This is a genomic window from Deltaproteobacteria bacterium, assembly GCA_005879535.1.
Taxonomy (GTDB): Bacteria; Myxococcota; Myxococcia; order Myxococcales; family 40CM-4-68-19; genus 40CM-4-68-19.
Genome location: VBKI01000058.1, coordinates 84,720 through 109,265, shown reverse-complemented (window position 1 = coordinate 109,265; position 24,546 = coordinate 84,720). Strand labels below are relative to the sequence as shown.

At 67.5% G+C, this 24,546-nt stretch carries 24 protein-coding genes and 1 pseudogene; 13 read left to right on the top strand and 12 right to left on the bottom strand.

What is annotated here, in order from left to right; translation table 11 throughout:
- The first annotated feature begins 368 nt into the window (after window positions 1-368).
- A complete protein-coding gene (locus tag E6J58_09290; protein ID TMB38423.1) occupies window positions 369-869 on the top strand; it encodes a hypothetical protein in 501 nt (166 codons plus the stop codon).
- On the opposite strand, the gene truA is transcribed toward E6J58_09290, so the two are convergent.
- Genes truA through E6J58_09270 form a run of 4 tightly spaced genes read right to left on the bottom strand, consistent with a single transcriptional unit; the run spans window position 847 to window position 4,331 of the window.
- The gene (gene truA / locus E6J58_09285; GenBank protein TMB38422.1) at window positions 847-1,620 is read right to left on the bottom strand and encodes a tRNA pseudouridine(38-40) synthase TruA; all 774 of its coding nucleotides are present in this window, start codon (window positions 1,618-1,620) and stop codon (window positions 847-849) included. The genes E6J58_09290 and truA overlap by 23 nt on opposite strands.
- On the bottom strand, window positions 1,617-2,663 hold the full coding sequence (locus E6J58_09280; protein ID TMB38421.1) for a prohibitin family protein: 1,047 nt from the start codon (window positions 2,661-2,663) through the stop codon (window positions 1,617-1,619). Before E6J58_09280 ends, truA begins: the two co-directional genes overlap by 4 nt.
- 2 nt (window positions 2,664-2,665) lie before the next feature.
- Window positions 2,666-3,718 carry an SPFH domain-containing protein gene (locus E6J58_09275; protein TMB38420.1) on the bottom strand — a complete coding sequence of 351 codons (1,053 nt, stop codon included), beginning with the start codon at window positions 3,716-3,718 and terminating at the stop codon, window positions 2,666-2,668.
- Window position 3,719: 1 nt separating this feature from the next.
- A complete protein-coding gene (locus E6J58_09270; GenBank protein TMB38419.1) occupies window positions 3,720-4,331 on the bottom strand; it encodes a hypothetical protein in 612 nt (203 codons plus the stop codon).
- 216 nt (window positions 4,332-4,547) lie between these two features.
- Between E6J58_09270 and E6J58_09265 the strand changes: the two genes are divergently transcribed.
- The 3 genes from E6J58_09265 to E6J58_09255 all read left to right on the top strand — a co-directional run bounded on the left by E6J58_09265 (window position 4,548) and on the right by E6J58_09255 (window position 6,473).
- The gene (locus E6J58_09265; GenBank protein TMB38418.1) at window positions 4,548-4,973 is read left to right on the top strand and encodes a PEGA domain-containing protein; all 426 of its coding nucleotides are present in this window, start codon (window positions 4,548-4,550) and stop codon (window positions 4,971-4,973) included.
- Between the two features lie 352 nt (window positions 4,974-5,325).
- Window positions 5,326-6,108, top strand: coding sequence for a hypothetical protein (locus E6J58_09260; GenBank protein TMB38417.1), 783 nt, complete (start codon window positions 5,326-5,328; stop codon window positions 6,106-6,108).
- Complete coding sequence (locus E6J58_09255; protein TMB38416.1) at window positions 6,105-6,473, top strand: DUF393 domain-containing protein; 369 nt, start codon at window positions 6,105-6,107, stop codon at window positions 6,471-6,473. Before E6J58_09260 ends, E6J58_09255 begins: the two co-directional genes overlap by 4 nt.
- 10 nt (window positions 6,474-6,483) lie before the next feature.
- Here E6J58_09255 and E6J58_09250 read toward each other — a convergent pair whose 3' ends face one another.
- The 4 genes from E6J58_09250 to E6J58_09235 form a co-directional block, all read right to left on the bottom strand.
- Window positions 6,484-7,545 (bottom strand): alpha-ketoacid dehydrogenase subunit beta, encoded by a 1,062-nt coding sequence (locus tag E6J58_09250; protein TMB38415.1) that lies wholly within the window; start codon window positions 7,543-7,545, stop codon window positions 6,484-6,486.
- Entirely contained in the window at window positions 7,542-8,498 is a 957-nt protein-coding gene (locus tag E6J58_09245; GenBank protein ID TMB38482.1) for a thiamine pyrophosphate-dependent dehydrogenase E1 component subunit alpha, read from the bottom strand. Before E6J58_09245 ends, E6J58_09250 begins: the two co-directional genes overlap by 4 nt.
- 111 nt (window positions 8,499-8,609) lie before the next feature.
- Window positions 8,610-9,809 carry a carbohydrate porin gene (locus tag E6J58_09240; GenBank protein TMB38414.1) on the bottom strand — a complete coding sequence of 400 codons (1,200 nt, stop codon included), beginning with the start codon at window positions 9,807-9,809 and terminating at the stop codon, window positions 8,610-8,612.
- On the bottom strand, window positions 9,809-10,852 hold the full coding sequence (locus E6J58_09235) for a hypothetical protein (protein ID TMB38413.1): 1,044 nt from the start codon (window positions 10,850-10,852) through the stop codon (window positions 9,809-9,811). Before E6J58_09235 ends, E6J58_09240 begins: the two co-directional genes overlap by 1 nt.
- Window positions 10,853-10,916: 64 nt before the next feature.
- On the opposite strand from E6J58_09235, the gene E6J58_09230 reads away from it, so the two are divergent.
- The 3 genes from E6J58_09230 to E6J58_09220 are packed head-to-tail and all read left to right on the top strand — an operon-like array spanning window position 10,917 to window position 12,287.
- The gene (locus E6J58_09230; protein TMB38412.1) at window positions 10,917-11,441 is read left to right on the top strand and encodes a GNAT family N-acetyltransferase; all 525 of its coding nucleotides are present in this window, start codon (window positions 10,917-10,919) and stop codon (window positions 11,439-11,441) included.
- A complete protein-coding gene (locus E6J58_09225; GenBank protein TMB38481.1) occupies window positions 11,438-11,968 on the top strand; it encodes a DUF488 domain-containing protein in 531 nt (176 codons plus the stop codon). The genes E6J58_09230 and E6J58_09225 overlap by 4 nt, the downstream gene beginning before the upstream one ends.
- A 4-nt stretch (window positions 11,969-11,972) precedes the next feature.
- On the top strand, window positions 11,973-12,287 hold the full coding sequence (locus E6J58_09220; protein TMB38480.1) for a hypothetical protein: 315 nt from the start codon (window positions 11,973-11,975) through the stop codon (window positions 12,285-12,287).
- Here the strand turns inward: E6J58_09220 and E6J58_09215 are convergent.
- Window positions 12,281-13,099, bottom strand: a complete 819-nt coding sequence (locus E6J58_09215) for an amidohydrolase (protein TMB38411.1) — start codon at window positions 13,097-13,099, stop codon at window positions 12,281-12,283. The two genes, E6J58_09220 and E6J58_09215, sit on opposite strands and share 7 nt — an antisense overlap.
- Between E6J58_09215 and E6J58_09210 the strand changes: the two genes are divergently transcribed.
- The 4 genes and pseudogenes from E6J58_09210 to pnp all read left to right on the top strand — a co-directional run bounded on the left by E6J58_09210 (window position 13,070) and on the right by pnp (window position 19,606).
- Window positions 13,070-14,560, top strand: a complete 1,491-nt coding sequence (locus E6J58_09210) for a hypothetical protein (protein TMB38410.1) — start codon at window positions 13,070-13,072, stop codon at window positions 14,558-14,560. The two genes, E6J58_09215 and E6J58_09210, sit on opposite strands and share 30 nt — an antisense overlap.
- A gap of 17 nt (window positions 14,561-14,577) precedes the next feature.
- The gene (locus tag E6J58_09205) at window positions 14,578-16,896 is read left to right on the top strand and encodes an FdhF/YdeP family oxidoreductase (GenBank protein TMB38409.1); all 2,319 of its coding nucleotides are present in this window, start codon (window positions 14,578-14,580) and stop codon (window positions 16,894-16,896) included.
- A 99-nt stretch (window positions 16,897-16,995) separates the two neighbouring features.
- Window positions 16,996-17,277 carry a 30S ribosomal protein S15 gene (gene rpsO, locus E6J58_09200; protein ID TMB38408.1) on the top strand — a complete coding sequence of 94 codons (282 nt, stop codon included), beginning with the start codon at window positions 16,996-16,998 and terminating at the stop codon, window positions 17,275-17,277.
- Between the two features lie 203 nt (window positions 17,278-17,480).
- Window positions 17,481-19,606 (top strand): annotated as a pseudogene (gene pnp / locus E6J58_09195) (polyribonucleotide nucleotidyltransferase).
- 53 nt (window positions 19,607-19,659) lie between these two features.
- Here pnp and E6J58_09190 read toward each other — a convergent pair.
- From E6J58_09190 to E6J58_09180, 3 genes are read right to left on the bottom strand one after another with little or no spacing between them, the layout of a single operon-like run.
- A complete protein-coding gene (locus tag E6J58_09190; GenBank protein TMB38407.1) occupies window positions 19,660-21,564 on the bottom strand; it encodes a TRAP transporter fused permease subunit in 1,905 nt (634 codons plus the stop codon).
- Window positions 21,565-21,588: 24 nt separating this feature from the next.
- A complete protein-coding gene (locus E6J58_09185) occupies window positions 21,589-22,053 on the bottom strand; it encodes a hypothetical protein (protein ID TMB38406.1) in 465 nt (154 codons plus the stop codon).
- Window positions 22,050-23,009 carry a TAXI family TRAP transporter solute-binding subunit gene (locus tag E6J58_09180; GenBank protein TMB38405.1) on the bottom strand — a complete coding sequence of 320 codons (960 nt, stop codon included), beginning with the start codon at window positions 23,007-23,009 and terminating at the stop codon, window positions 22,050-22,052. Before E6J58_09180 ends, E6J58_09185 begins: the two co-directional genes overlap by 4 nt.
- Before the next feature lie 105 nt (window positions 23,010-23,114).
- Between E6J58_09180 and E6J58_09175 the strand changes: the two genes are divergently transcribed.
- Entirely contained in the window at window positions 23,115-23,297 is a 183-nt protein-coding gene (locus tag E6J58_09175) for a hypothetical protein (protein TMB38404.1), read from the top strand.
- Between the two features lie 163 nt (window positions 23,298-23,460).
- A complete protein-coding gene (locus E6J58_09170; protein ID TMB38403.1) occupies window positions 23,461-24,513 on the top strand; it encodes a ketoacyl-ACP synthase III in 1,053 nt (350 codons plus the stop codon).
- Window positions 24,514-24,546: the final 33 nt, after the last annotated feature.

Here is a 24,546-nt window from a genome sequence, read left to right as displayed (position 1 = left end):
CCTCCGGGCATCTCGAAGATGACCGCATCCCCCAACGTCCTCTGGCCGCCGAATCACAAGATGGTCGCGGTTTCCCTCGGGGTGTCCGTCGCGGACGCGTGCGACGCGAATGTGGCCAGCTCATGCCGCATCGTCTCCGTCAGCAGCAACGAAGGCAGCGCGGCCGATTCCCAGATCACCGGCAGGATGACGGCCAGCCTGCGCGCAGAGCGCTCCGGCAAGGGCGACCGCGTGTACAACGTGGCCGTGACCTGCACCGACGCTTCGAACAACAGCTCGACGGGCACCGTCGCCGTCACCGTGCCGCACGACCAGGGGAACTGAGGGCGCTCTCGCAGGTCTCGCCGCAGCATGGCTAGAATCCTCCGATGGTGGATCCGGACACGCTGCGGCAGCTGCGCGAGCAGAGCGGCCTTCGCCTCGACAAGGAGGGCCGCTTCTGGCATCGGGACGGCCTCGTCGAGCACGCGCGCACCTATGCCGTGCTGCATCAGGGCATCCACCGCGCAGCGGACGGCCGCTGGGCGACGCGCATCGGCAAGGACTGGGCCTACCTCGATGTAGAGGACGCGGCGCTCTGGATTCGGCGCATCGAACCCTCAGGGGCGACGTTGCGCGGGCAGCTCGCCTCGGGCCAGTGGGTCCAGATCGATCTGTCGACCTTCGCCGCCGGCGTCGAGGACGTGCTCTACGTGCGCGTCGGCGGCGAGCGTGCGCGGCTGACGCGCGACGCGCAGCTCTCGCTCGCGGATTACCTGCGCGAAGACCGCCACGGTTTCCTGCTCGAGCTCGGCGCGCGGAGATTTCGCATCGGGCGCGATCGCGGCCCCGAGCCGATCCGCCCGCCTAGTCCTCGAGATCCTGCTTAGGGTCGGAGTTTCCAGGCAGGTAGAAGACCTCGTCGAGCACGAGCCCATGGGGCGGCGCTGTCGGGCCCGCCAGCGTCCGGTCGCGACCCTCGAGCAGCGCCGTCAGCGACCCCGCCTCGCGGCGCCCGTGTCCGACCTCCACGAGCGTTCCCACGATGTTGCGCACCATGTGCTTGAGGAACGCCGTCGCTTCCACGACCAGCTCCAGGCGCCGCCCGCTCTGCCGGATCTCCAGCTTGCGAATTTCCCTCACGGTCGTGTGCGCCGGGCAGTCCGCGGCCCGGAGAGCGGAGAAGTCGTGCACGCCGAGCAGCGACGGAGCGGCACGGCGCATCGCTTCGACGTCGAGCGGCCGGCGGATCTCCCATGCGCGGCCCCGCTCGAGCGGCGACCGCACCGCGGTCACCAGGATTGCGTACGCGTAGCGCTTGCCCCGCGCCCAGCGGCGCGCGTCGAAGCCTTCGGGAGCGGACTCGGCCCGCACGCAGGCCATGTCGTCGGGAAGCAGCGCATTGAGCCCGGCCGTCCACGCCTTCAGAGGCAGCTCGCGCGGGACACGCAACGACGCCACCTGTCCGCGCGCATGCACCCCGGCGTCGGTCCTGCCTGCGCCCGTGACGCGCACGGGCTCGCCGCAGAGCCGCGCGAGCCCCTTCTCCAGCTCCTCCTGCACGCTGCGGCCGTTGGGCTGCAGCTGCCAGCCCACGAAGTCGGTGCCGTCGTACTCCAGCGTGAGCTTGAGGAACGTCACTTCGCGTCGTCTTGCACCTTCACCGCGGCGGGTTTGGACGAGGTCTCCGCGAACGCGAAGCGGGCGAGAAGATCGTTCAGGTTCATCGTCTGCAGCCCTCCCGCCTTTCCCCCTGAGGGAAGGAAGAAGATCTGCTTGCCCAGCAGCGCGTCGGCGACGCTCAGCTTGACCAGCGTGCGGCCGCCGGCGCCGCTCATCGCCTGGTTCGTCTTCTCCACGCCCTTCGCCCGCGCCTTCTTCTCCGCGAGGATCGCTTCCGCTTCGCGTTGCGCGCGGAAGTAGTCGGCGTCGGCGTGCAGCTTCACCTGATCGAGGGCGCCGCGGGCGGTGGCGATCTTCTGCGACACCTGCCCCTTCGCCGTCTCCAGATTTCGCAGCGCCTCCTGCAGGGCGGCGTGACCTTCGCTCACCATCCGCTCCGCGGTCTGCTCCGCGAGCTTCTTGTCGTGGATCACCTTCTCGTAGTCGGGATGGAAATGGTGCTCGCCGAGGATGACCCGCTCCACGATCACTCCTTCCGGACCGAGCACCGCCGCCAGCTTCTCCCGCGCTTCCTCCGCCTTCACGAACCGTTTCTCGGAAACGTAGAACTCCTCGCTGGTCATCGCGTTGAGCACGTCGCGCACGATGCTGCGGCAGGCGGGCCGCACCAGGTTTTCCTTCACTTCCTCGGTCGAGCCGCCGACGTGCTCGAGAATCCACGGCGACTTCGCCGGATCGATGCGCCATGCGACGGTCACGTCCACCGCGATGTCGTTGCCGTCGTGGGTCTTGAACTCCACGTCGTCCCGCGAGCCGCGGTCACCCTTTTGCAACGTGCGAACCATCGCCAGGTTCTGCAGCGCGACGTTGTAGACGTTCCAGTCGGTGATGAAGGCCGGGAAGGTGTAGGTGGCGCCGGGCAGGTACGTCTCCTGCTGCACGCCGCCCTTGCCGACGATTCCGATCTTGCGGGTGAGCACGCCCACTTCGGTCGAGTCGGTGCTGTGGAAGGTGCAGCCGGCGGCAAGGAGCAGTAGCGGAGTGGTCTTGCGCGTCAGCATGGTCACTCCTTCACGTCGAAGCGCCGCATCAGCGTCTTCAGATCGAGGGGGTTCATGCCGCCTTCGCCGTCGGAGGGCAGGACGATCAGCCGCGTCCCCTTCAGCGCCTCCGCCATCCGCAGGCCGACCATGTTCTCGCTTCCCACGCCGCGCAGCGCCTGGTTCTCCAGCTCGGTCCCTTGCGCCTCCGCCAGCTTCACCAGCAGGTCGCCGTCGGCGGCCTTCTTCCGCCGGTAGAGGTCCGCATCGGCCTCGAGCTTCTTCACTTCGGCCTCGCCGCGCGCCAATTCGACCTGCACAGAGGCGGCGCCCTCGGCGATGATCTTGTTCTTGGCAGCCGCGGCAGCGGCGGACTTTGCCTCCGCCTCGTTCTTGTAGACGGTTTGATCCTGGATCTTTCGCTGCTCGATGGCCTGCTGGTAGCGCTGGTCGTAGGTGTACCGGCGGATGAGGACCTGCAGCACCTCGATCCCCTTGTCCTTCAGCTCCACCTCCAGCGCGTGCTGCGCGGCCCGCGCCTTCTCCACGCGCTTGTCGCCGCGATAGAAGTCTTCCGCGTCCAGCTCACCCAGGGCGCGGCGCAGGTCCTGCTGGGCGCGCGGGATCACGGCGCTGTCCTCGAAGAGCCGACCCGGTCCGATGGTCTGCATCACCTTGAGGGGATCCGCGATCCGGTACAGGACGGTGAGGTCGGCCTGCACGGTGTAGCCTTCGCTCGTCTGGATGTTCACCCCCGGCGCCACCCGGTGCCCTTCCAGGTCGCCGGCCTCGCCGCGCGAGTTGCTCAGCTCGAGTACCTGCAGCCGCAGCGGGAAGCGGTGCATGGTCTCGCCCACTCCCACGTAGTGGAGCCCGGTGCCGTAGACCGTCGGGTCGATGCCCTTCCCGAGACCGAACTTGATCTGCTTGACGCCCGCCTCGCCCGGCTTCACGTAGGTGGTGCAGGAGTTGTAGCCGACCAGCAGGGCGAGCACCGCCGCCCCGGCGATCCAGAGAACGCGCATCCTCGCGCCGCCGGGGACGGTCACGCGCGGGACGTTCAGGTTGAAGTCCACGTCAGCCCCTCTCTCGCGCCGCGACGGGCGGCGCCTCCGCGAGCTCGGAAGGTATTCCCAGCGCGCGCGTCAGCTCGGACATCGGGCGGTAGGTCTCCAGCGTCTCGCTGGCGCGGTGGAGATCGCCGACCAGCGCCTCGAGCCTTCTCCGCCACCGCCGGCGGTGGAGCCACATCACGGCGTCGGGAAACAAGGGCCCGAGCACCAACAGCAGCGCGGGGAACCACTTGGCCTGGATGGGAATGTACGGCACCTCGACGCAGATGATGCCGAGGATGAATCCGGCGAGAGCGAAGGTGGCGCGCGCGACCAGGTCGCCTCCGCGCCAGATGCCGTAGTCGCGCTTCGCCAGCTCGATCTCGCCGGTGGCCAGTGCCGCGTAGCGAGGAAGAAGGATCTCGTCGAGCGCACGGCGGACGCGCTGCCAGTAGGTCGCGTCGTCGATGCCGATCTCGCGGACCTGCTTCTCCATCAGCTGCAGCTCGCTCTCGGCGTCCTGCCGCAGCGAGGCCTCGATCTGCGGCGACCACTCCCGAATGCCAGGACGGCGCAGCTCGAATTGTTCGAGCAGGAAGCGCCCCACTGCGGCGAGGCGATACTTCTCCGGCACCATGTCGGATCTCTAACACGCACCCCGGGGTACGGTCGCGGAGCGCGGCGTATCCCTTCCCTCGGGCGGAACGGGTCCGTCGCGCCGAAGCACGACCAAAGCCAGCTCCGCGAGGCCGGCGAGCTGCTGCACCGCGGGCCGCGCGCGCGGTGGGATTGGGGTGTTTACATCTCCCTACCCGTTTGACTAAAACGTTGGGCTCGTACTCTGGAGGGGGAAATGCATTCCATTCGTATGCACGTTACCTGCGCGATGGCGGCTGGGTCGCTGCTCCACGGCTGCGCCAGCATGACGGTGATCCACACCGTCCCGGAGGGGGCCAAGGTCTACGCGGACGGCGAGTTCAAGGGACAGACTCCCTACTCCTATTCCGACCAGAAGATCGTCGGCTCAACCACGCACTTGAGGCTGGTAAAGGACGGCTATCAGGAAACCAATGCGGCGCTTCAGCGCAACGAGGAATTCTCCGTCGGAGCGTGCATCGGAGGCGCCCTCGTGCTGGTTCCCTTTCTCTGGATCATGAACTACAAGCCCGAGCATCGTTACGAACTGGTTCTGGCCCAGCAGCAGTCTACGCCGGTTCAGCGGCAGAGCACCGAAGCCCCGCCGCCCGCGCCCAGTCGTGCGGCGGATGCGGGACAGTGATCGGTCGTTTGACTTTGTGCATCGTAGCGGCGGCTTGCGCCGGTCCGCGTGCGCCGAGGGCCGCAAGCGTCATCGACGAATTGGCGCGCGGTCATGGAACGCTGGAGACAGCGGCGCCGGCCGGCAGCGCCGTCGCAGCGTATCGGGCTTTGCTGCGGCCGATCCTCGGCAGCAATTGTCCATGGCTACCTTCGGACAGCGAATTCCTGGTGCGAGGAATGCGCGCGTGCGGCGTGGTCCCGTCGACGTACGCCGCGTTCGCACGCCTGCTCGAGGAGCCGGATATCTCTCGATCGCAGCCGTCTCATGCCATCTACCGCGGTCGGCTCCGCTGGTTTGACAGCGAGCTGCGATGCACGAGGTGATCGCGGCATTGTTCGCGGCGTCGCTCGTCGTCGAGGCCACCGACGGCGCCGCCCGCGATCGGATCGAGAGCCTGATCGCACGCCAAAGGTTCTTCGATGCGCACGTCCACTGCATCGTCGGTCAATCCCTCGCATCGACGCCGGGGGCCCGAATCTGGTACGCGATCCGTGACGCCTACAGTCTTTGGATGCTGGGCGATTCCGACGCTGCGTTCCATGAACTGTCCGCCGCGCCTGATCTACGCGATCGAGAGTTGTTGACGTTCACGGCGGCGTGGCTGCGATTGAAAGGAGGCGATGAAACGGCCTTCCGGCGCTGGATCGAAAGCGCCCATGACGAAGATCTTCGCGGGCGAGCGGCTCTCTATCTCAATCTCGTGAAAGAGCGGGACGGTCCGATCCCGCCCTCGCTGCTGGCGCAGGCTCGAGACCTGCGCGAGCGACCCTCGATATCGCCGGCGTTCGTCGGTGTCTTGAGCGCCGCGCTTCCCGGCGCAGGTCATGCAAGCTTGGGGCTTTGGTCGGATTCAGCAGTCGCGTTCACCCTCAACGCCGTCTCCATTGGCTCTACCGTCGAGCTTGCGCGCGCCGGACTAGTGTGGCCAGCGATCGCCGCGGGCCTCGTGGCATCGTTATTCTATGTGGGCGGCATCGTCAGTTCCGTGTCGCTCGCCAGCGAACGGAACGAAGAGGAGCGGGGGCGCCGGATCGTGCCGATCGAAAGGGTCCTGTTTCCGGAGCTGCCGGGCGCAGGCAGGGAATCGAAATGATCGTCGTGTACGACGCAGACTGCGGGGTTTGCCAGGCGTCGGTCGCGTGGCTGCGGAAGCGCGACCGCAAGGGCGTGTTCCAGTTCGTCGGCAACGACCTCGCCCAGCTGCCGTCCGGGGTCTCGCGCGAAGAGACCGAGCATACGATGATCGTCCTGGACGGCGCGCGGAAGCTGGTGCGCGCCGAAGGGGTCGCGCGCGTGCTTCGCGAGCTCCCGGCGTGGGCGCCGATCGCGGCGCTATTGCGCGCGCCGGGCATCCGCAACCTCGCCGGCTGGTGCTACGACAGATTCGCGCGAAACCGCCACCGCATCTCGGCGGCCCTGGGGATGCGGGCCTGCGCCATACCGGATCGGAAGAGGTAGGCGAGGACGGTCATGGTTCGATCCTCGCCAGTGAGCGGATGGCTTCGCTGATCGACGGAAGCTGCGGAACCGACGCCATTTCCAGATTGTCGGCCAGCCCGATGCCCGGAACGTGCGCTCCGGCCAGCAGGCGCGGCGGAGCGATCAGCTCGTAGAAGAGCTCCTCGACGGTGCGCCGGATCAGGTGCTCGCCGAAGTTGGTGATCTCGGTGTCCTCGTTCACGCACAGGAGGCGTCCGGTGCGGCGCACGGACTCGGCGATGCGGGTCCAGTCGTACGGGTGCAGCGACCGGAGATCGATGACTTCCGCCTCGATGCCCTCGGGGGCGAGTGCTTCGGCCGCCTTCACGCACAAGGGCAGCGTGCGCCCATAGCTGACCACGGTGAGATCGCGGCCAGCCCGGACGGTGCGCCCCTCGCCGAAGGGCACGAAGTGATCCGGGGTATCGGGCCACTGCGGCTTCCACGACGTCCGATCGCCCAGCGGAGCATCGATCAATTTCGAGAGCGCGCGGTCGTCGCCGGGCTCGCCCGGGATCTCCTCCCCCGGCAGCGAGCGCACCCGCATCAGCGCCTTGGGCACGAGGAAGAAACAGGGATTCGGGTCCACGATGCACGACAGCAGCAGCCCGTACGCGTCGAGCGGAGTCGAAGGGATCGCGATTTTGAAGCCAGGAATGTGCGTCGCCGTCGTGTCGAAGGAATGCGAGTGGTAGATGCTGCCGCGGATGCCCGACCCGACGGGCGTCATGATGGTGATCGGGCAGTTCCAGGTTCCGTTCGAGGCCCAGTACTGCATGCCCGCAAGCTTGAGCAGATCGATGGTATTGAACGCGTAGTCGCAGAACTGGATCTCCGCGACGTTGCGGCAGCCGGCGAGCCCGAGGCCGATGCTGGTGCCTACCACCCCACGCTCATCGAGCGGCGTGTTCCACGCCGTCTTCAAGCCCTGCGTCGCAGTGAAGGCGCCGCCGAGCGGAGGGCCGACGTCCTCGCCGAAGATGTCGGTGACGCGATGGCGCTCCTCGCCGACGTGCAGGGCCATCCGGATCGCCTGCACCATGTTGCTCATTCCCCGCCCCCCACCAGGTCGCGCTCGGCGAAGACGTGCTCGTAGATGCTCTTCGGATCCGGCTGCGGCTCCTCCTTGACGCGCTTGTGCGCCGCGAGCAGCTCGGCACTGAACTGAGCGCGCAGCTCGTCGATCTGCTGGCGCTTGAGCAGGCCCCGCTCCTCCAGCCGGCGCTCGAATCCGGTGATGCAGTCGGCCTCGTCGTTCACGCGATTGGCACCCGACGCCGAGCTGTGGCCGTAGAGCCGACTCAGCACCGCCTCCAGGAGGAAGGGCTTGCGCTCCGCCCGCACGTACTCCATCGCGGCGGAGAGCTCGCGGTAGCTCACTTCGGGATCGTTGCCGTCGATGGTCTTGCTCTCGATGCCGAAGGCCTTGCCGCGATCGCTGATCCGCTTCTCGCCGTGCTGGCCCTGGTACTGCGTCGAGATCCCCCACTTGTTGTTGGTGACGACGATCAGCACCGGCAGTGGACTGGCGGGCCGCGACGACCAGATCAGGCAGGTGGAGAAATCGCCCTCGGCGGTGCCGGCGTCCCCGCCGGTCACGATGGTGATGCCGCGCCCGCCGGCGCGCTTGTTGGCGATGGCCGTGCCCGGCGCCATCGAGTACTGGACTTCGATGGGGCTGGAGACAGGGACCACGTTCCATTCCCGGATCGAGTAGTGGCCGACGAAGTTCCGCCCGCCCGAATACGGATCGGTGGAGGTGTTCTTCATCTGGCGCATCGCATCGAGTGGATCGGCGCCCATCGCCAGCAGCGTGGCGGAGTTCCGGTAATGGAAGTGGCAGTAGTCGTACTGCGGGCCCTGCCCTTTGTGGATCAGGAGCCCGAGCGGCACGTTGAACGCCTCTTCGCCGGGTCCGCCGATCCAGAAGTAGCCGTCGCCTTGCTTGTACATCTGGATCAGGCGTTCCTCGAGGACGCGGGCCTTCACCATCAGCGAATGCATCTGGAGCAGGAGCTCTGGCGAGAGCTCCGCCGCGGGGGGCGAGCGGACGGGCCGGAGGCTGGTGCTCACGAGCGGTCTCCTTCGCGCGCGCTTCGTTTAGCGCAACGGGCATCAGAACGCCACGTGCGCCCGGGCTGTGAAGATGTGCACTGGACCGCGGTCGCGGTTGAACGCCGGATTGAAGAGCGGCTGGTAGTTGGCGCCGAGGGAGACCTGCTCGCTGAGGGCCACCCGATGGAAGACCTCGGCCAGGACTTCCGTCCCGTAACGAAGGGCGCCGTCGCCGATGAGAAACCCGTAACCGCCGGAAGCGAGGTATGCGCGATGCGCCGCCGAGAGCGCGGAGAAGACCAGCGCCGCGCCCGCCTCGTCCCGCTCCCTTCTCCACGGGCCGCCCGCGTGGACGGCGCCGATGGCGAACGACCGATCGATCTCGGTGAACGCCCAGGTCTCGTTCTGGCCGTCGTTGAAGCTCGCCCGCGCGAAGGCACCGCGGCCGCCTCCGAAGTCGTAGTTGGCGCTCGCGGCCATGCCCGCTTTGGTTCGCCCGTCGGCGCGGGTTTCGGAGACGTCGACGTGCCGCGCCGTCGCCTGCGCGTAGCTTCCCATGTGCGCCGTATTCATGAAACCGAGAACGCGCACTGCGCCGCGCTCCGAGCGCGCTTCCAGTTGCCCCACCAGGCCCCGCGCCTTGGTAAAGTCGCGCTCGAGCGTCGCTCCGTTGGCGACCTGGGGCTCGAGGAACATCCCGGCTCTCGCCGACCACCACAGATGGGTGTAGTCCAGCGCGATTCCCCAGGTGGCTCCGCGCACGTCGGCCGGGTAGTCGTAAGCAGCGGAGGCCCAGAGTCCCCAGCTCATGAAGCGCATGTGGGGATCGTTCGATACCGGGTTGTTGTCGAAGAGATCCGGCGTGCTGAGCTTGCCGAGCGTCACAGTCACAGGGCCCGCCTTTTGTCGCAGCGACAGCTTTGCGAGGGTCAGGGCGGGCTCCGGGTTCCCGATGCGGTAGACCTCGCCGCTCGGATACGCCGCAACGCCCAGCGTCGAGCTGAGTCCGCGGCCGCCAGCGAGCTCGGGCTGCACGACGATCTCCGCTCCGATCCAGGGATGGATTCTGGCGCCCAAATCCATGACGACCGACAGCGCGGATTCTGCCTCGGGATGAAGGCTGTTCATCCCACTGTACGGCGCATGGAACGACGGGTGCGCCTGCGTGGCCACCGTCGCCTGGAAGAAGAGGGGATTCTCGTCGGCCAGCGCGGGTGAGGCGGCCATCGCCACCGCCATTGCGGCGGCGAGCGCGCGCATCAGGCGCGGCCTGGCTCGGGTTCCGCGATGGGCGGTGGCGGCGCGGACCGCTCTTCTTCCGGTTCTCCCGCGGGTCCGGGATCGGAATCCGCCACGATGGCTCCCGGCGAGGCCTCGCTGACCGGCGGGGGATGAGATGCCGCTTCCTTGGGTGCGCTGATCACGTGCTGGCCGGGCTTCCCCGGACGCAGCGTGTTCGTGGACGCGAGCACCGCCAGCTCGACATAGCGGTCGAGCTGGGTCCAGGCGAGGAAGCGATCCAGCTCCGCCGCCGTTTGATCGCCGAGGTCCTTCGGCAGCGGCTGGTCGGCCCAGGCTTCGGCGTAGGCGTCGTGGAGCTTCTGCACGAATTCGACGGCGCGAGAGGCCTCTTCGAGCACTTCGCGGTCGGCGCGCCACGGGCCTGGAGAGCGGCGCGGTAGGGCGGCGCGCCGGAGGGTGGCGACGTTGCGGCGGTAGCTTTGGGCCGCCTTGGCCAGATTTGGGGCGGCGGCGAGGAGCTTGGCGCGGAGCTCCAGGCGGGGGCTCAGGGGTCCGGGACCTTCGGCTTGCTGAACATCGGGGACGGGAACGGGCGGCGGCGCCTCCGCCTGCGAGTCGGCCCCGAGTAACGTTCCGGCGCCTGCCTCCGCAGGCGCCGGTGCATTCTCCGCAGGCGCCGGTGCTGCTGGTTGCGATTTGCTTTTATCAGCCGCAGCCAGCTGGCCCAGCGCCAAAGGGAGATCGCGAAGGAAGCGCTGCAGGTCGAAACCCTGCCCTCCCTCGTACAGCCGCGAGAGCGAAGCGGTCAGCCGCTCCATCGCGCCCGACCGGAGCTGCTCCATGATGCGGGGAAAATCGAGGAACGCGCGCCGCTGCGTATCCATCTTCTGGTGCAGCCGCTCGGCGAAGGCGAGCGCGGCAACGGCCTGCTCGACGTCTCTCCGGATGGCGTCGCGCAGCGGCGCCCAGCCGCCTCCGCCGCCGCTTCCGGCAATGCCTGCGGGCTTCTGCGGTGGCCCGCCTGGTCCCGGTCCTGGCCCTCTGCCCTTCTTGCGTGCCACGCGCTCCTCCGAGCCGAAGGCTCCTTCAAGCGGAAACTGAAGGCGGATGCAAGGCCCACCTTGAATGGCGGCCCACATTTCGCTAACACGCCCGGCCATGCCACGCCTCCGTCCGTACGCTCCCAGGGATTGGGCCCAGTTCACGGCGCTGGAGCTGGAGACGCAGCTCGACTCCCTCGGCGACTCGACGGAAGAGGAGCGCGCGATCTTCCGGGAGCGGTTCCCCGCGCTCCTCGACGTGAAGATGGGCTTCAGCAGGAACGGCTTTCGCCGTCCCGGCGCACAGCTCTGGGTACTCGAAGGAGACGACGGCCGCTACCTCGGGCACCTCTGGCTGACCGAGCGCGACGACGCCCGCCACGGGACGCCAACACTACAAGTAACGACGCTCGGCGTGGTGCGCGAGGGCCGCGGCCAGAACTACGGAAGGCTACTCATGCAGAAGGCCGAGCAGGAGGCGAAGGAGCGGGGCATCGAGGTGATTGCGCTGGAGGTTGCCGGCAACAACCGGCGGGCGCGCGACCTCTTCAAGGACCTGGGGTACGAGACGGTGCGCCGCACGATGCAGAAGCGACTGCGGGGGCACTGACGAGGGCCGCGCGGATCATCACCGTCGGCCATTCGAACCGATCGCTGCACGAGTTCCTCGCGCTCCTTCACGAGCAGCGCGTCGGCATCGTCGCGGACGTCAGGAAGCTGCGCGGATCGCGGGCGATGCCACAGTTTGGCGAACGACGTCTCGGCGCCGCCCTCGGACGCGCGGGAATCAGGTATGTCGCCGTTCCGGAGCTGGCGGGCCGCCGCGGCAAGGGCCCGGACCCGTCGCCGCGACCTTGCTGGCGCAACCGTGGCTTCCGCAATTATGCAGACCACATGCGTACGGCGGAGTTCCGCGCCGGCATCCGGAAGCTGCTCGGCCTGGCGCGGCGGTCGCGCACCGCGGTGATGTGCGCCGAGGCCGTTCCCTGGCGCTGCCACCGGAGCCTGATCGCCGATTACCTCGTCGTGCAGCAGACGCGGCGCGTCGACGAGCTGGTCGGCGATCGCCTTCGTCCGCACCAACTGACCATCTGCGCGCGCATCGAGCGCGGGAAACTGACATATGACCTCGCCTGACGCGATGGAGATCACCCCCCAGGAGCTGGCGGACAGGATCCGCCGGGGCGACCCTCTTTTTCTCCTCGACGTTCGCCACGACTGGGAGCATCAGCTCGCGCGGCTGTCTGACCATGCGGTGATCCCCCTCCACGAGCTGCCGTCGCGGCTCGAGGAGCTGCAAGCCGACGCGCCGATCGTCTGCTACTGCCACCATGGAGTCCGTTCGCTGAGCGCCGCGGCCATCCTGCGGCAGGCAGGGTACGAGAGCGCCGTCTCGCTGGCCGGCGGAATCGACCTGTGGTCGCGGCTGATCGATCCGTCTGTGCCGCGCTACTGAGATCCGAACAGCCGCAGCGCATTGCCGGCGAGGATCTTCTCCTCGTCTCCCGCGGGAAGGCGCAGCGCGCGGATCGCCCGCAGCTCGCGGTCCCATGAATAGGGGATGTTCGGAAAATCGGTCCCGTAGAGGATGCGGTCGGGGTGGCGGCGGAGGATGGCGAGGTCCGGCTGCCGCTCGAAGTATCCGCCGACGACCATCGTCGTATCGAGATACAGGTTCGGGAAATCGGCGAGCATCTCCTCGAACTGCGCCGTGTGATCGAAGCCGAGGTGCGGGACGATGACGACGGCATCCGGATGCCGCTCCAGAGCGCGGCGCAGCCGGTCCGCGCCGGAAACCGCCCGGGGATCGACACCATAGCCAGCCAGTGCGGGCTCGGGACCGCAATGGATGACCACCGGCTTGCGAAACCGCGCCGAAGCGCGCCACACCGGGTCGAGGCGCGGGTCGTCGGGCGCCACCTTCATGACATGCGAGTGGATCTTCGCGCCGCGGAAGGCGCCGGACAGCGCCTCGTCGAGCAATTGCTCTTCGCCCTCCTCGCCGGGAAAGACGGTGCAACAGGGCAGCACTCGAGGGTGGTGCCGGCGCGCCACTTCCAGCGTGAACTCGTTCAGCGCGCGGGCGAGCCCAGGCTTGTGCACGTAAGGCAGGGCCACCATCCGATCGACTCCGCCGTCGCACAGGACCTGGACGGATTCGTCCACGTCTTCGCGGTAGACGATCCCCCAGGCGTGCGTGTCGAACCAGCGCCGGATCGCCTCCGCGAGGCGGTGTGGATGCAAGTGGACGTGCGCGTCGACGATCATCAGGGTGGCCGGGACGGCGGTCGCATGTCCGCCAAGTTTCGCTTTGTGTGCGGGTGGGATGAAGTCGGTGGGGGTCGGTGTTGTACTACGACCATGGGAACTTCGACGCGCGTTCTGGCGGTGGCCTTCCTCGGGGTGGTGACGGCCTTCATCGGATCGACGGTCCTGGTCCAGCACCAGGCGCGGGAGATCGACGCCGACGCTGTCATGATCTCGCGCGACGCCGCGCCTGGCATCCAGGTGATCAGCGATCTGCGCGCGGAGGTGCGCGAGATGCAGGCGCGCGTCTTTCGCACCGTGAACGGCTTCCCGGCCAGCGACATCGTCGACTCGCGCCGCCGCCTCGATGCATTGTTGGAGCGTGCCGTGGCGCTGCCGACCGACGCGCCCGAGGCGCTCCTCCTCGGCAAGCTGCACAGCGCGGTGCGCGCGTTCGACGAAGCGGCCGAGAGAGCGCTGGAGCAGGCCCGGGGCGGACACCGCGACGTGGCGCAGGAGACGGCGCGCAACGAGGTCTTTCGTCTGGCGGACGCTGCGGGCGCGGCGGCGAACGATCTCGTCCAGTACGACGTGGAAGCCGCGGAGAAGGCGGCGCAGCGAATCGAGGCCGCGCGGCGACGCGGCAACCGGACGGCCTGGCAGCTCGATGCGTTCTGCGCCGCGATCGCCGCGTTCGCGGCGTTCGTCACCATCCGCGCGCTGCGCCAGATCCATCGGATGCAGCAGGCGCACCAGAACCTGACCGAACGCAAGGCCGCGGAGCTGGAGCAGTTTGCCGGCCGCGTCGCCCACGACATCCTCAGCCCCCTCTCGGCGGTGAGCATGGCGATGGGCATCGTCGAGAAGAGTCCGGCCCACTCGGCCGAAGCCCTGGAGCGCGCGCAATCCAGCCTCTCGCGTGTGCGGCGCATCGTCGACGGACTGCTCGAGTTTGCGCGAGCCGGGGCCCGGCCCGAGGCCGCGGCCAAGGCAGACGTGCGCCCGGTGACCGCCGGTCTCTTCGACGAGCTTTCCCCGTTCGCCGTGCAACGCGACGCCGTGCTCCGGTTCGAGGACGTTCCCGAGTGCGCCGTCGCGTGCAGCTCCGGCGTCCTCCTCAGCGTGCTCGGCAACCTGCTGCGCAACGGCCTCAAGTACCTGGGCGACGCGGAGTTGCGCGAGGTCGCTCTTCGCGTCCGCCAGCGGCGCGGCCGGGTCTTGTTCGAGGTCGAGGACACCGGCCCGGGGATCCCGGCGTCGCTCGGAATGACGATCTTCGAGCCCTACATTCGCGGGCCGCACACGGGTGCTCCCGGGATCGGTCTCGGTCTGGCGACCGTGAAACGGCTCGTCGAATCGCACGGCGGATCCCTCGGTGTGCGCGCCGGCCCCCGCGGCGGGGCCCTCTTCTGGTTCGAGCTCGACGAGGCGGCGCCGTCGGAACCGGTGTCCCACGAGACCGGAGCTCTGCTCAGCGCCTGACGTGGTACGCTCGCGCAGTGGCGGAAAGCCTGAAGACACCTCCGCCGCCGGCGCCGGCCGACGCGCGGGATGCGCGCGCGCAGCCGCCAGAAACGGCCGTTCCCCTCCAGCGTGAGGCGCCGAAAGAACGGGCAGGAGGGCTGCCCGCGGTGATCGCTTCCATCCGCCACGCCGCCGGGGAGCCCGGGGCGCTGCGCGGCGCGAAGCTCCTGCGGCAGCTCAACCAGTTCGAGGGCTACGACTGTCCTGGCTGCGCCTGGCCGGACCCGGACGACCGCCGCAGCACCTTCGAGTTCTGCGAGAACGGCGTCAAGGCGATCGCCGAGGAGGGTACGACGGCGCGCGCGACGCCGGAGCTCTTTGCGCGCCACAGCGTGGCGGAGCTTTCCCGACAGAGCGATCACTGGCTCGGCAAGCAAGGGCGGCTCACGCATCCGATGGTGCTGCGTCCGGGAGCGACGCACTATGAGCCGATCGCCTGGGACGACGCGTTCACCCTCGTCGCCACGGAGCTCAACGCGCTCGGCAGCCCGGACGAGGCGGTCTTCTACACGAGCGGGCGCACGAGCAACGAGGCGGCGTTCCTCTACCAGCTCTTCGTCCGCGAGCTCGGCACGAACAACCTGCCCGACTGCTCGAATCTCTGCCACGAGTCGAGCGGGAGCGGACTTGGTGAGACCATCGGGATCGGCAAGGGGACCGTACGCCTCGACGACTTCGCCAAGGCGCAGCTGATCGTCGTCGCCGGTCAGAACCCGGGAACCAACCACCCACGGATGCTCTCCGCCCTCGAGCAAGCCAAGATGGCGGGGGCGAAGATCGTCGCCATCAATCCCCTGCGCGAGGCGGGGTTGCTCTCGTTCAAGCATCCCCAGCACCCGCTGCGGCGGGCGACTCCGCTCACCGACGTCTTCCTTCAGGTGAAGATCAACGGCGACGTCGCCCTGTTGCAAGGAATCGCCAAGTCGCTGGTCGAAGCCGCAGCCGTGGACGAGATCTTCGTGCGCGAGCGGACCGAGAACGTCTTGGCCTTCACCGATCATCTGGAGCGCGTGCAGTGGGCGGAGATCTCCGCCGCCTGCGGCATCTCCGAGCGAGACATCCGCGCCGCCGCGCGCCTCTTCGCACACAGCGAGCGGATCATCTTCTGCTGGGCGATGGGGCTGACGCAGCACGCGAACGCCGTCGACAACGTCCGGGAGATCGTCAACCTCTTGCTGCTCCGCGGCAGCATCGGCAAGCCCGGCACGGGAGTGTGTCCGGTCCGCGGACACAGCAACGTGCAGGGCGACCGGACGATGGGCATCTGGGAGAAGCCGCGCCCCGCCTTCCTCGAGGCGCTGGAGAAGGCGACCGGAATCGTCGCGCCGCGCAAGCACGGCTTCGATACGGTCGAGTCGATCCATGCGCTGCGGGACGGGCGGGCAAAGGCGTTCTTCGCCCTTGGCGGCAACTTCCTCTCTGCGGCGCCGGATACTGAGTATACGGCGACTGCCCTGCGCGGGGCCCGGCTGACGGCACATGTCTCGACGAAGCTGAACCGCGCGCACCTCGTCGCGGGAACGACGGCGCTGATCCTTCCCTGCCTCGGTCGCACCGAGGACGACCGCGGCCGATTCGTCACCACCGAGAACTCGATGGGCGTCGTCCAGATGTCGCGCGGCCGGATGAAACCGGCCAGCAAACACCTCCTCGGCGAACCGGAGATCGTTGCGCGCCTCGCCGAGGCGACCTTGCGCGGGCGCACCAGGGTGCGCTGGGGGTGGCTGGCCGAGGACTACGACCGCGTCCGCGACCTGATCGCGCGGGTCGTCCCCGGCAGCGAGGGCTACAACGCCCGCGTCCGCCGGCCCGGAGGGTTCTACCTTCCGAACGGCCCACGCGAGGGAACCTTCACCACGCCCACGGGCAAGGCGAGGTTCACCGTCCATCCCTTGCCTCGCCATACGCTCCGCGACGGCGAGCTCTTGATGATGACCGTCCGCAGCCACGACCAGTACAACACCACCATCTACGGCCTCGAGGACCGCTACCGCGGCGTGAAGGGCGATCGCCGGGTGGTATTGGTGAACGCGGAGGACCTCCGCGCGCTGGGGCTGAAGGACGGCCAGACCGTCGACATCGAGAGCCGCTTCGAGGGCGAGACGCGGGTGGCGCGGCGGTTCGTCGCGCTCGCCTACGACATCCCGCGCGGGTGCGCCTGCACGTACTTTCCTGAGGCGAATGCGCTGGTTCCAGCCCGCCACGTCGCGCACACCAGCAACACGCCGGCCTCGAAGTCCGTGGTCATTACCTTGCAGGGTGTTTCCCTTGACCCGCAGGGTCCAAGCCTGTAGGTTCCCGCGCCCTCCGGGCAATTTCGCCTGGAAATTGGAACGCCTGCTCGCCTTCCCGCCCGGCCGGCGGAAGGTGGGGGAAACAAAAGGAATTCAAGGATGTCCCAAGGCCCGTTGCACTACGAGACCCGCAAGCCAACGGTGGTGGAGAAGTTCCGGACGCACGAACGAGATACCGGCTCGCCGGAGGTCCAGGTCGCGCTGCTCACCGAGCGCATCCACTACCTCACCGAGCACTTCAAGACGCACAAGAAGGACCATCACTCCCGCCGTGGCCTGCTCAAGCTGGTCGGCCAGCGCCGGCGGCTGCTCGACTACCTCAAATCCAAGGACACGAGCCGGTACCGCAAGCTCATCGACGGTCTCGGAATCCGCAAGTAGGAGAATGTGCGAGGGGCATCGAAAGATGCTTCTCGGCTGTTTTAAGACAAAAGGGTTGTACCCGGGAGCCCCGCCGGACCCTCATCGGAGCAGCGAACGCAGTTTCGCTGCTGCGATCAGGATCCCACGGTTCCCCGGATCCAACCCCGGACAAACGACGTAGAGCGCAGCGCGGGCGGGGCCCGCGCGAAAGGACGTTGCACATGGCAGAAGCGATTTCGGTCTCCGCGAAGGTTGGGAACCAGAGCATCAACCTGGAGACCGGCAGGGTGGCGAAGCAGGCCGATGGCTCGGTGGTGGTTCGCAGCGGCGACAGCATGGTGCTGGTGACCGCGGTTTCCGCGAAGGAGCCCAAGCCGGGCTTCGACTTCTTTCCCCTGACGGTCGACTACCAGGAGCGGCTCTCCGCCGCCGGACGCATCCCCGGGAGCTTCTTCCGGCGCGAGGGCCGGCTGACCGAGCGGGAGACGCTGATCTCGCGGCTCATCGATCGCTCGCTGCGCCCCCTCTTTCCCGAGGGGTACCAGAACGACACGCAGGTGATCGCCACCGTCTTCTCCGCCGACCCTGCCTACGACACCGACGTGCTTGCGCTCACCGGCGCCTCGTTCGCGATGGCGGTGAGCGACATTCCCTTCCCGTTCCAGTTCGCCGGCGTGCGGGTGGGTCGCGTGAACGGCCAGTTCGTGGCCAATCCCAGCGAGGAAGAGCGCAACCAGTCGGACATCGACGTGATCATGGCCGCCAACCGCGAGTCGATCTTCATGGTGGAGGGCGGTGGCAAGGAAGTGGGCGAGAGCGACATGATCGAGGCGCTGCTCTTCGGCCAGCGCGCGATCGAGCCGCTGCTCAAGGCGCAGGAACAGATCGCCGGCTCGGTGAAGGCGGAGAAGCGCGGATTCGACAAGGTCCCGCTGGCCGATGGAGTCGCCGCCCGGGTGCGCGACTGGGCGCTGGAAAAGGTGCGCGGCGCGTACACGCAGCACGACAAGCACGACCGTTACGGGCAGCTGGCGCAGATCAAGAAGGACCTGGTCGCCGAGCTCTGCGCCGAGGGTCAGCCGTTCTTCGGCAAGGAGAAGGACGTCAAGACCGCGCTCGAGGACCTCAAGTACGACCACATGCGGCGGATGATCGCGCACGAGGGCCAGCGCATCGGCGGGCGCGATACCAGGACGGTCCGGAAGATCTCCTGCGAGGTGGGCATCCTTCCCCGCGCGCACGGCTCGGCGCTCTTCACCCGGGGCGAGACGCAGGGCCTGGTCACCACCACCCTGGGCACCTCCGAGGACGAGCAGCGGATGGAGAGTCTCAAGGGCCAGTCCTTCCGCAAGTTCATGCTGCACTACAACTTCCCGCCCTACTCGGTGGGCGAGGTGAACGGCGCGAGATCGGCCACGGGGTGCTGGCGGAGCGCGCGCTGCGCGGGGTGCTGCCGGCGGACGACAAGTTCCCCTACACCATCCGGGTGGTCAGCGACATCCTGGAGTCGAACGGATCGTCCTCGATGGCGACGGTCTGCGGCGGCACCCTCTCCCTGATGGACGCGGGCGTGCCCATCTCCGCGCCGGTGGCCGGCATCGCGATGGGGTTGATCAAGGAGCAGGACCGGATCGCCATCCTCTCCGACATTCTCGGCGACGAGGACCATCTGGGCGACATGGACTTCAAGGTGTGCGGCACCGCGAAGGGCATCACCTCCATCCAGATGGACATCAAGATCACCGGCGTGGACAAGCAGATCCTCACCAGCGCGCTCAACCAGGCGCGCGAGGGCCGCCTGCACATCCTCGCCGAGATGGCCAAGGCCATCGAGAAGCCGCGCGCGGACATCTCCAAGTACGCGCCGAAGATCACCACCATCCGCATCCCGGTCAGTCGCATCAAGGACGTGATCGGGCCGGGAGGCAAGGTGATCAAGGACATCATCGCGCGCACCGGAGCCACCATCGACATCCAGGACGACGGCTCGGTAGCCATCGCCTCGCCCAACAGCGAGGGCGTGGAGCAGGCGATCAAGATGATCCGCGCGCTCACCCAGGAGGCGGAGGTGGGAAAGACCTACCTCGGCACCGTGCGGCGAATCATGGAGTTCGGCGCGTTCGTGGAGATCTTCCCCGGGACCGACGGCCTCGTGCACATCTCCGATCTCGCGAACACGCGGGTGAAGAAGGTGGAGGACGTGCTCAAGGAAGGCGACGAGGTGCTGGTCAAGGTCGTCTCCGTCGATCGGTCCGGGAAGATCCGCCTCTCGCGGAAGGAAGCGCTCGCGGAGCAAGGCGGCGGCGACGGCAAGCACCAGGCGGCGGCGTCGGTTCCGAAAGCATAGGCCGCCAGGAGACCAGCGCCTCGCTGCGAGCGACGCTGTTCCGCTGATCGAGCTCAGGCTCGCCTTCGTCTCCAGGATTGGCTTGCCGCCACGCCCGCGACCAGCACAAAGCCGACCAGCTGGACGGCGGTAGCGGGATGGAGGAGCAGGATCCCGCCGGCAATCAGCACGCCTCGTTCCAGCCAGGCGGTGCGCTGTAGCATCCAGCCCTGCACGCCGCACGCGAGCGCCGCGATGCCGAGGCCGGCGGCGGCAGTGGCGTGGACCACGTTTCCGAAGCCGCCCTTCAGCAGCAAGCCCACTTCGTCGGGGTCCAGGACGAAGGCGAACGGCAGCAGGAATGCCGGCAGGGTGTACTTCCAGGACTGCAGCGTAGTGCGGTACGGATCGCCACCGGTGATTGCCGCCGCGGCGAACGGTGAGAGCGCGGTCGGTGGAGAAACTTCTGAGAGCACCGCGTAATAGAAGATGAACATGTGCGCCGCAAAGTCTGGCACGCCGAGCTTCGTCAGCGCCGGCGCTGCGATCACCGCGCAGATGATGTAGCTCGCGGTGACCGGTACGGCGAGCCCCACTACCCAGACGACCAGCGCGGTGCAGGCGGCCGTGGCCAGGACATTCCCGCCCGCGAGATCGATGACGATCGAGCTGAACTTGAGCCCCAGGCCAGTGAGCGTGACCACGCCGACGATGATCCCGGCGGCGGCACAGGTCGCCGCCACTGCGAGTACACCCACCGAACCTGCCCTCAGGGCCTGGACCATGCGCGTCCGATGCAGCGGAGTGCCCGCCTTGGGAATGAAGCTGAGAGCCGTTTCCCTGCGCAGGAACGAGAGCGCGGCGGCGGCGATGGTCGCCCAGAACACCGCGGTGATTGCGCTGAAGCCGAGCACCATGAAGACCACGACCGCTACCAGCGACGTGAAGTGGAACCCGCGCTCCTTGACCATCCGCCACGCATTCCCTCGCGGCCGCAGCTCGACCTTCTGGATGCCGAGCTTGCGCGCGTCGAGCTCGACCATCAGGAAGAGACCCAGGTAGTAGAGCAAGGTCGGGATGGTGGCCATCCAGACCACTTCCATGTACGAGATCTTCAGGTACTCGGCGATCAGAAAGGCCGCCGCGCCGAGCACCGGAGGGGAGATGATCGCGCCCAGGCCGCCCGCGGCCAGCAGACCTCCCGCCGCGTTCTTGCCGTAGCCCGACTTCGCGAGCATCGGGTACGCGACGGATCCGATCGCAACGGTGGTGGCGACCCCGCTTCCGGATGGCGCACCGAGCAGGAACGACGACAGCACGATCGTGCGACCGGCCGCGGAGCGGCTTCCGCCGGTCACCGCCAGCGAAAAGTCGATGAAGAACTCGCCTGCTCCTGAGAACTGCAGGACGGCGCCGTAGATGGTGAAGAGAATGATGAAGGTCGCCGAGACGTCGATGGCGGTCCCGAAGATCCCCTCCAGCGTCATGTACATGTGGCCAACCAGCCGCTCCACGTCATACCCGCGGTGCGTCCAGGGACGTGGCAGCCAGGGGCCGGCGAACGCGTAAGCGATGAACGCGACGACGACGGCGGTGAGGATCCACCCCGAGGTCCGGCGCGTCGCCTCGAGCACCAGCGCGATCAGTGTCACGCCGAAAAAGAGGTCCCAGCCAGTCGGAGTGACGGCGCGTTCGATGAATGCGTCGAAATCGATCAACAGATAGACGATGACCGCGACGCCGAGGACGGACAGCGCCAGGTCGACCCACTGGACGCGGTCGCGGAACCGCTTCGCCGCGGGGAACAACAGGAAGCAGAGGAAGAGCACGAAGGCGACGTGGATCGCCCGCAGGATCTGCGCCGGGATGATCGCCTGGGCCGCATAGAGGTGGAACAAGGACATCGCGACGGCGATCGTCGTGATTGCGCGGTCGGTCCAGCCCGTGAAGTGGCGCGCCGCGCCCTCTTCCTGCTCGATGAATTCTTCCGCCTTGCGCGGGCGTCATGAGTCGGGGCAGAGACCCATCGCCCGCATGACCAGGCGGTCGCCGTGATCGCCGAACTCCAGGAATGATCGTTCCCGCGCGCCGGCATTCAACCGCTGCGGCGTCCCCATGGCGACCCGGAAGACGATCTGCCCCATCGCCCGCTCGACGGCGTGGCGCTCTCCCGGAGACGTGATCCCCAGGTACTCGCGCACTGCTGCGCTGGGACTGGACACCGATTTCAGGACGATGTGGCAGCGGCCGTCGAGCACGAACTCCTCGATGACCGGCTGGTCGTACATCGAATGCCAGGAGGTGACGGAGAACGGCGTCCGTTCGTGGAGCGCGATGAGCTCCGCCTCATCGCGCGTAGAATTTCCGATCTCCAGGAAGGCGATCGGATGGGTCGGCGCCGGAGCCACGAACGACGCCGCTGCACAAGCGAGGACCAGCCGCCGCGCGCTCCGGCCCATCGCGATCACTTGGGCTTCAGCCCTTTCTCCGCGAAGTATTTCATTGCACCGGGGTGGAAGGGGATCGGCGACGCGCTCTCGTACTGCGTCGAGAGCTTCAGGTTGGCCGCCTCGGAGTGCACCGCGACGAGGTCCGCCTGCTTCTCGAACAGGGTCTTCGCGATGTCATAGGCGAGTTTCTCGTCCATCTTCTCGTGCACGAGCAGGACGTTCCAGACGTCCGCGACGTTGGCGTCCTTGTCCTGCCCCGGGTAGGCCTTCGCGGGGATGACTCCTTTCACGTAGAGCGGTCCGTACTTCTTGATCAGGTTCGGGACTGCCTCGGCGTGATCGAGAAGCTTGATCTTCATCCCGGGAGTGGCGGCCAGGTCGGTGACCGCCGCGGTAGGAACCCCGCCCGACCAGAAGAACGCGTCGATCTTCCGGTCCTTCAGAGCATTCACCGATTCCGCGACCGACAACTTCTCCCGCTTCACGTCTTTCTCGGGATCCATGCCGTAGGCTTCGAGGATGCGCAGCGCGATGGTCTCGGTCCCGCTCCCCGGCGCGCCGGTGGAAATGCGCCGGCCCTTGAGGTCCTGCATCTTCCCGATGCCGGTTCCCTCGAGGGTGACCCATTGGCTCTTGTTCGCGTACAGCACGGCGATGGAGCGAACCGGGACCTTTTCCTTGAACTTGCCCGTTCCCTTGAGGCCGTCGCTCGCCGTGTCCGCGAGGCAAAAGGCGAGGTCCGCTTTTCCAGCACCGATCAGCTTGACGTTGTCCACCGAGGCGCTGGTCACCTCGGCAGTCGCGTCCACGCCGGGCAGGTTCTTGCTGAGCACGCTGGCCAATCCGCCGCCGAGCGGATAGTACACGCCACCGGTCCCGCCGGTGGCGATGGAGAGCCTGACCGACCTCTGCTGGGCGGGCAGCGAAGAGGCGGTGAAGACGAGGGCTGCGGCAATGAGCGGCGCCTTCTTCATGTTCATCCTCGGAGCGGCTGCAGTTGGAGCGTTATGGGCTGACGACGCGGCGCACTGCAAGTCTCCCATGCTTCGATTCGCTTTGCTGCTCTCGCTCGCGGCGTCGTGCGGCGGAACGTCGCCGTGTTCGATCCTGCGGCAAACGCCTGGAGCAAGCTTGCTCCCATGCCGACGCCGCGGCATGGAATCTTCGGCTCCGCGATCGGAAACAACGTCTACCTGCCAGGCGGAGCGACGATTCCCGGCTTCGCAGCGACGAACACGCACGAGGTATTCGCGGTCGAGTAGACAAGATACGATCTCACGTTCGATTTCGGCGAACACGTGACCGGCACGTTCGATGCGCCTGTTTGCGCGGGGGTGGACGCCCTGGATCCCGGAACCGGCACGCTGACATGCCAGTGACGGATGGTCCGCCGTCTGTTAGGAGAATCCGCCCGGAGGTCGCGACATGCGCAGCCAGATCATCGGAAGCGGCTTCGTCACCGGCGAGAACCTGGTCACCAACGACCAGCTCGCCCGGATCATGGACACGTCAGACGCATGGATCCGCGAGCGCAGCGGCGTCGAGACGCGCTACTACGTCGAGCAGGGCACCTCGACCAGCGACCTCGGCCTGGGCGCGGCAAGGAAGGCGCTCGCCGATGCCGGCATCGCCAAGGAAGAGGTGGACTACATCGTTTTCGCCACCATGACGCCGGACCACTACTTTCCGGGGTGCGGCGGCATCCTTCAGGACAAGCTCGGCGTAGCGCACGTCCCCGCGCTCGACATCCGACAGCAATGCACCGGGTTCATCTACGGGCTTCAGGTCGCCGACGTCCTGCTCAAGGCGGGAGAAGCGCGCACGGTGCTGCTCGTCGGTGCGGAAGTCCACTCCGGTTTCATGCCCTGGACCGCGTGGGACTTTCTCTTCGGGCGCGGCGGCCAGCCTCCTTCCGAGGAGGAGAAGGCGGTGATCACGGGCTTCCGCGACCGCACCGTCTTGTTCGGCGACGCAGCCGGTGCGGTGGTGCTGCGGGCCGCGGACGGAGAGCGCGGCCTTCTCGGGTTCCAGCTCCATTCCGACGGCGCCAACTACAAGGACCTGTACGTCCCCGGGATGGGCTTTGCGCACCGGCCGTTCGTGGACGAGGAGCAGGTTCGCGCCTGGCGGCATGTCCCGGAGATGAACGGCCGCGCGGTATTCAAGCTGGCGGTGTCCCGCATGCCCCAGGCGGTCCGCGAGCTTTGCGCAAAGCACCACATGGCGGTAGGTGACATCGACCTGCTCATCGCTCACCAGGCGAACCTCCGGATCAACGAGGCAGTGCAGAAGGCGCTCGGCCTGCCGGATGAACGCGTCTACAACAACATTCAAAAATACGGGAACACGACAGCGGCGACGATCCCGATCGCCCTGGACGAATGTCGGAAGAGCGGACGCATCCGCGAAGGCCAGCTGGTCTGTTTCGTGGGGCTCGGCTCCGGCTTCCACTGGGGCGCCGCGCTGATGCGAGCGTAGGCGGACGGACGACCCGTCGTCTCTTGCTTTAGG

What these genes read in the sequence shown, in the direction of transcription:
- E6J58_09230 (TMB38412.1), top strand. Translation starts at nt 10,917, where the DNA reads ATGGCGGCCCACATTTCGCTAACACGCCCGGCCATGCCACGCCTCCGT.
- E6J58_09265 (TMB38418.1), top strand. Translation starts at nt 4,548, where the DNA reads ATGCATTCCATTCGTATGCACGTTACCTGCGCGATGGCGGCTGGGTCG.
- E6J58_09245 (TMB38482.1), bottom strand. Translation starts at nt 8,498, where the DNA reads ATGCATTCGCTGATGGTGAAGGCCCGCGTCCTCGAGGAACGCCTGATC.
- E6J58_09180 (TMB38405.1), bottom strand. Translation starts at nt 23,009, where the DNA reads ATGAAGAAGGCGCCGCTCATTGCCGCAGCCCTCGTCTTCACCGCCTCT.
- E6J58_09215 (TMB38411.1), bottom strand. Translation starts at nt 13,099, where the DNA reads ATGATCGTCGACGCGCACGTCCACTTGCATCCACACCGCCTCGCGGAG.
- rpsO (TMB38408.1), top strand. Translation starts at nt 16,996, where the DNA reads ATGTCCCAAGGCCCGTTGCACTACGAGACCCGCAAGCCAACGGTGGTG.
- E6J58_09270 (TMB38419.1), bottom strand. Translation starts at nt 4,331, where the DNA reads ATGGTGCCGGAGAAGTATCGCCTCGCCGCAGTGGGGCGCTTCCTGCTC.
- E6J58_09220 (TMB38480.1), top strand. Translation starts at nt 11,973, where the DNA reads ATGGAGATCACCCCCCAGGAGCTGGCGGACAGGATCCGCCGGGGCGAC.
- E6J58_09240 (TMB38414.1), bottom strand. Translation starts at nt 9,809, where the DNA reads ATGCGCGCGCTCGCCGCCGCAATGGCGGTGGCGATGGCCGCCTCACCC.
- E6J58_09170 (TMB38403.1), top strand. Translation starts at nt 23,461, where the DNA reads ATGCGCAGCCAGATCATCGGAAGCGGCTTCGTCACCGGCGAGAACCTG.
- E6J58_09250 (TMB38415.1), bottom strand. Translation starts at nt 7,545, where the DNA reads ATGAGCAACATGGTGCAGGCGATCCGGATGGCCCTGCACGTCGGCGAG.
- E6J58_09280 (TMB38421.1), bottom strand. Translation starts at nt 2,663, where the DNA reads ATGCTGACGCGCAAGACCACTCCGCTACTGCTCCTTGCCGCCGGCTGC.
- E6J58_09255 (TMB38416.1), top strand. Translation starts at nt 6,105, where the DNA reads ATGATCGTCGTGTACGACGCAGACTGCGGGGTTTGCCAGGCGTCGGTC.
- E6J58_09290 (TMB38423.1), top strand. Translation starts at nt 369, where the DNA reads ATGGTGGATCCGGACACGCTGCGGCAGCTGCGCGAGCAGAGCGGCCTT.
- E6J58_09210 (TMB38410.1), top strand. Translation starts at nt 13,070, where the DNA reads ATGCAAGTGGACGTGCGCGTCGACGATCATCAGGGTGGCCGGGACGGC.
- E6J58_09260 (TMB38417.1), top strand. Translation starts at nt 5,326, where the DNA reads ATGCACGAGGTGATCGCGGCATTGTTCGCGGCGTCGCTCGTCGTCGAG.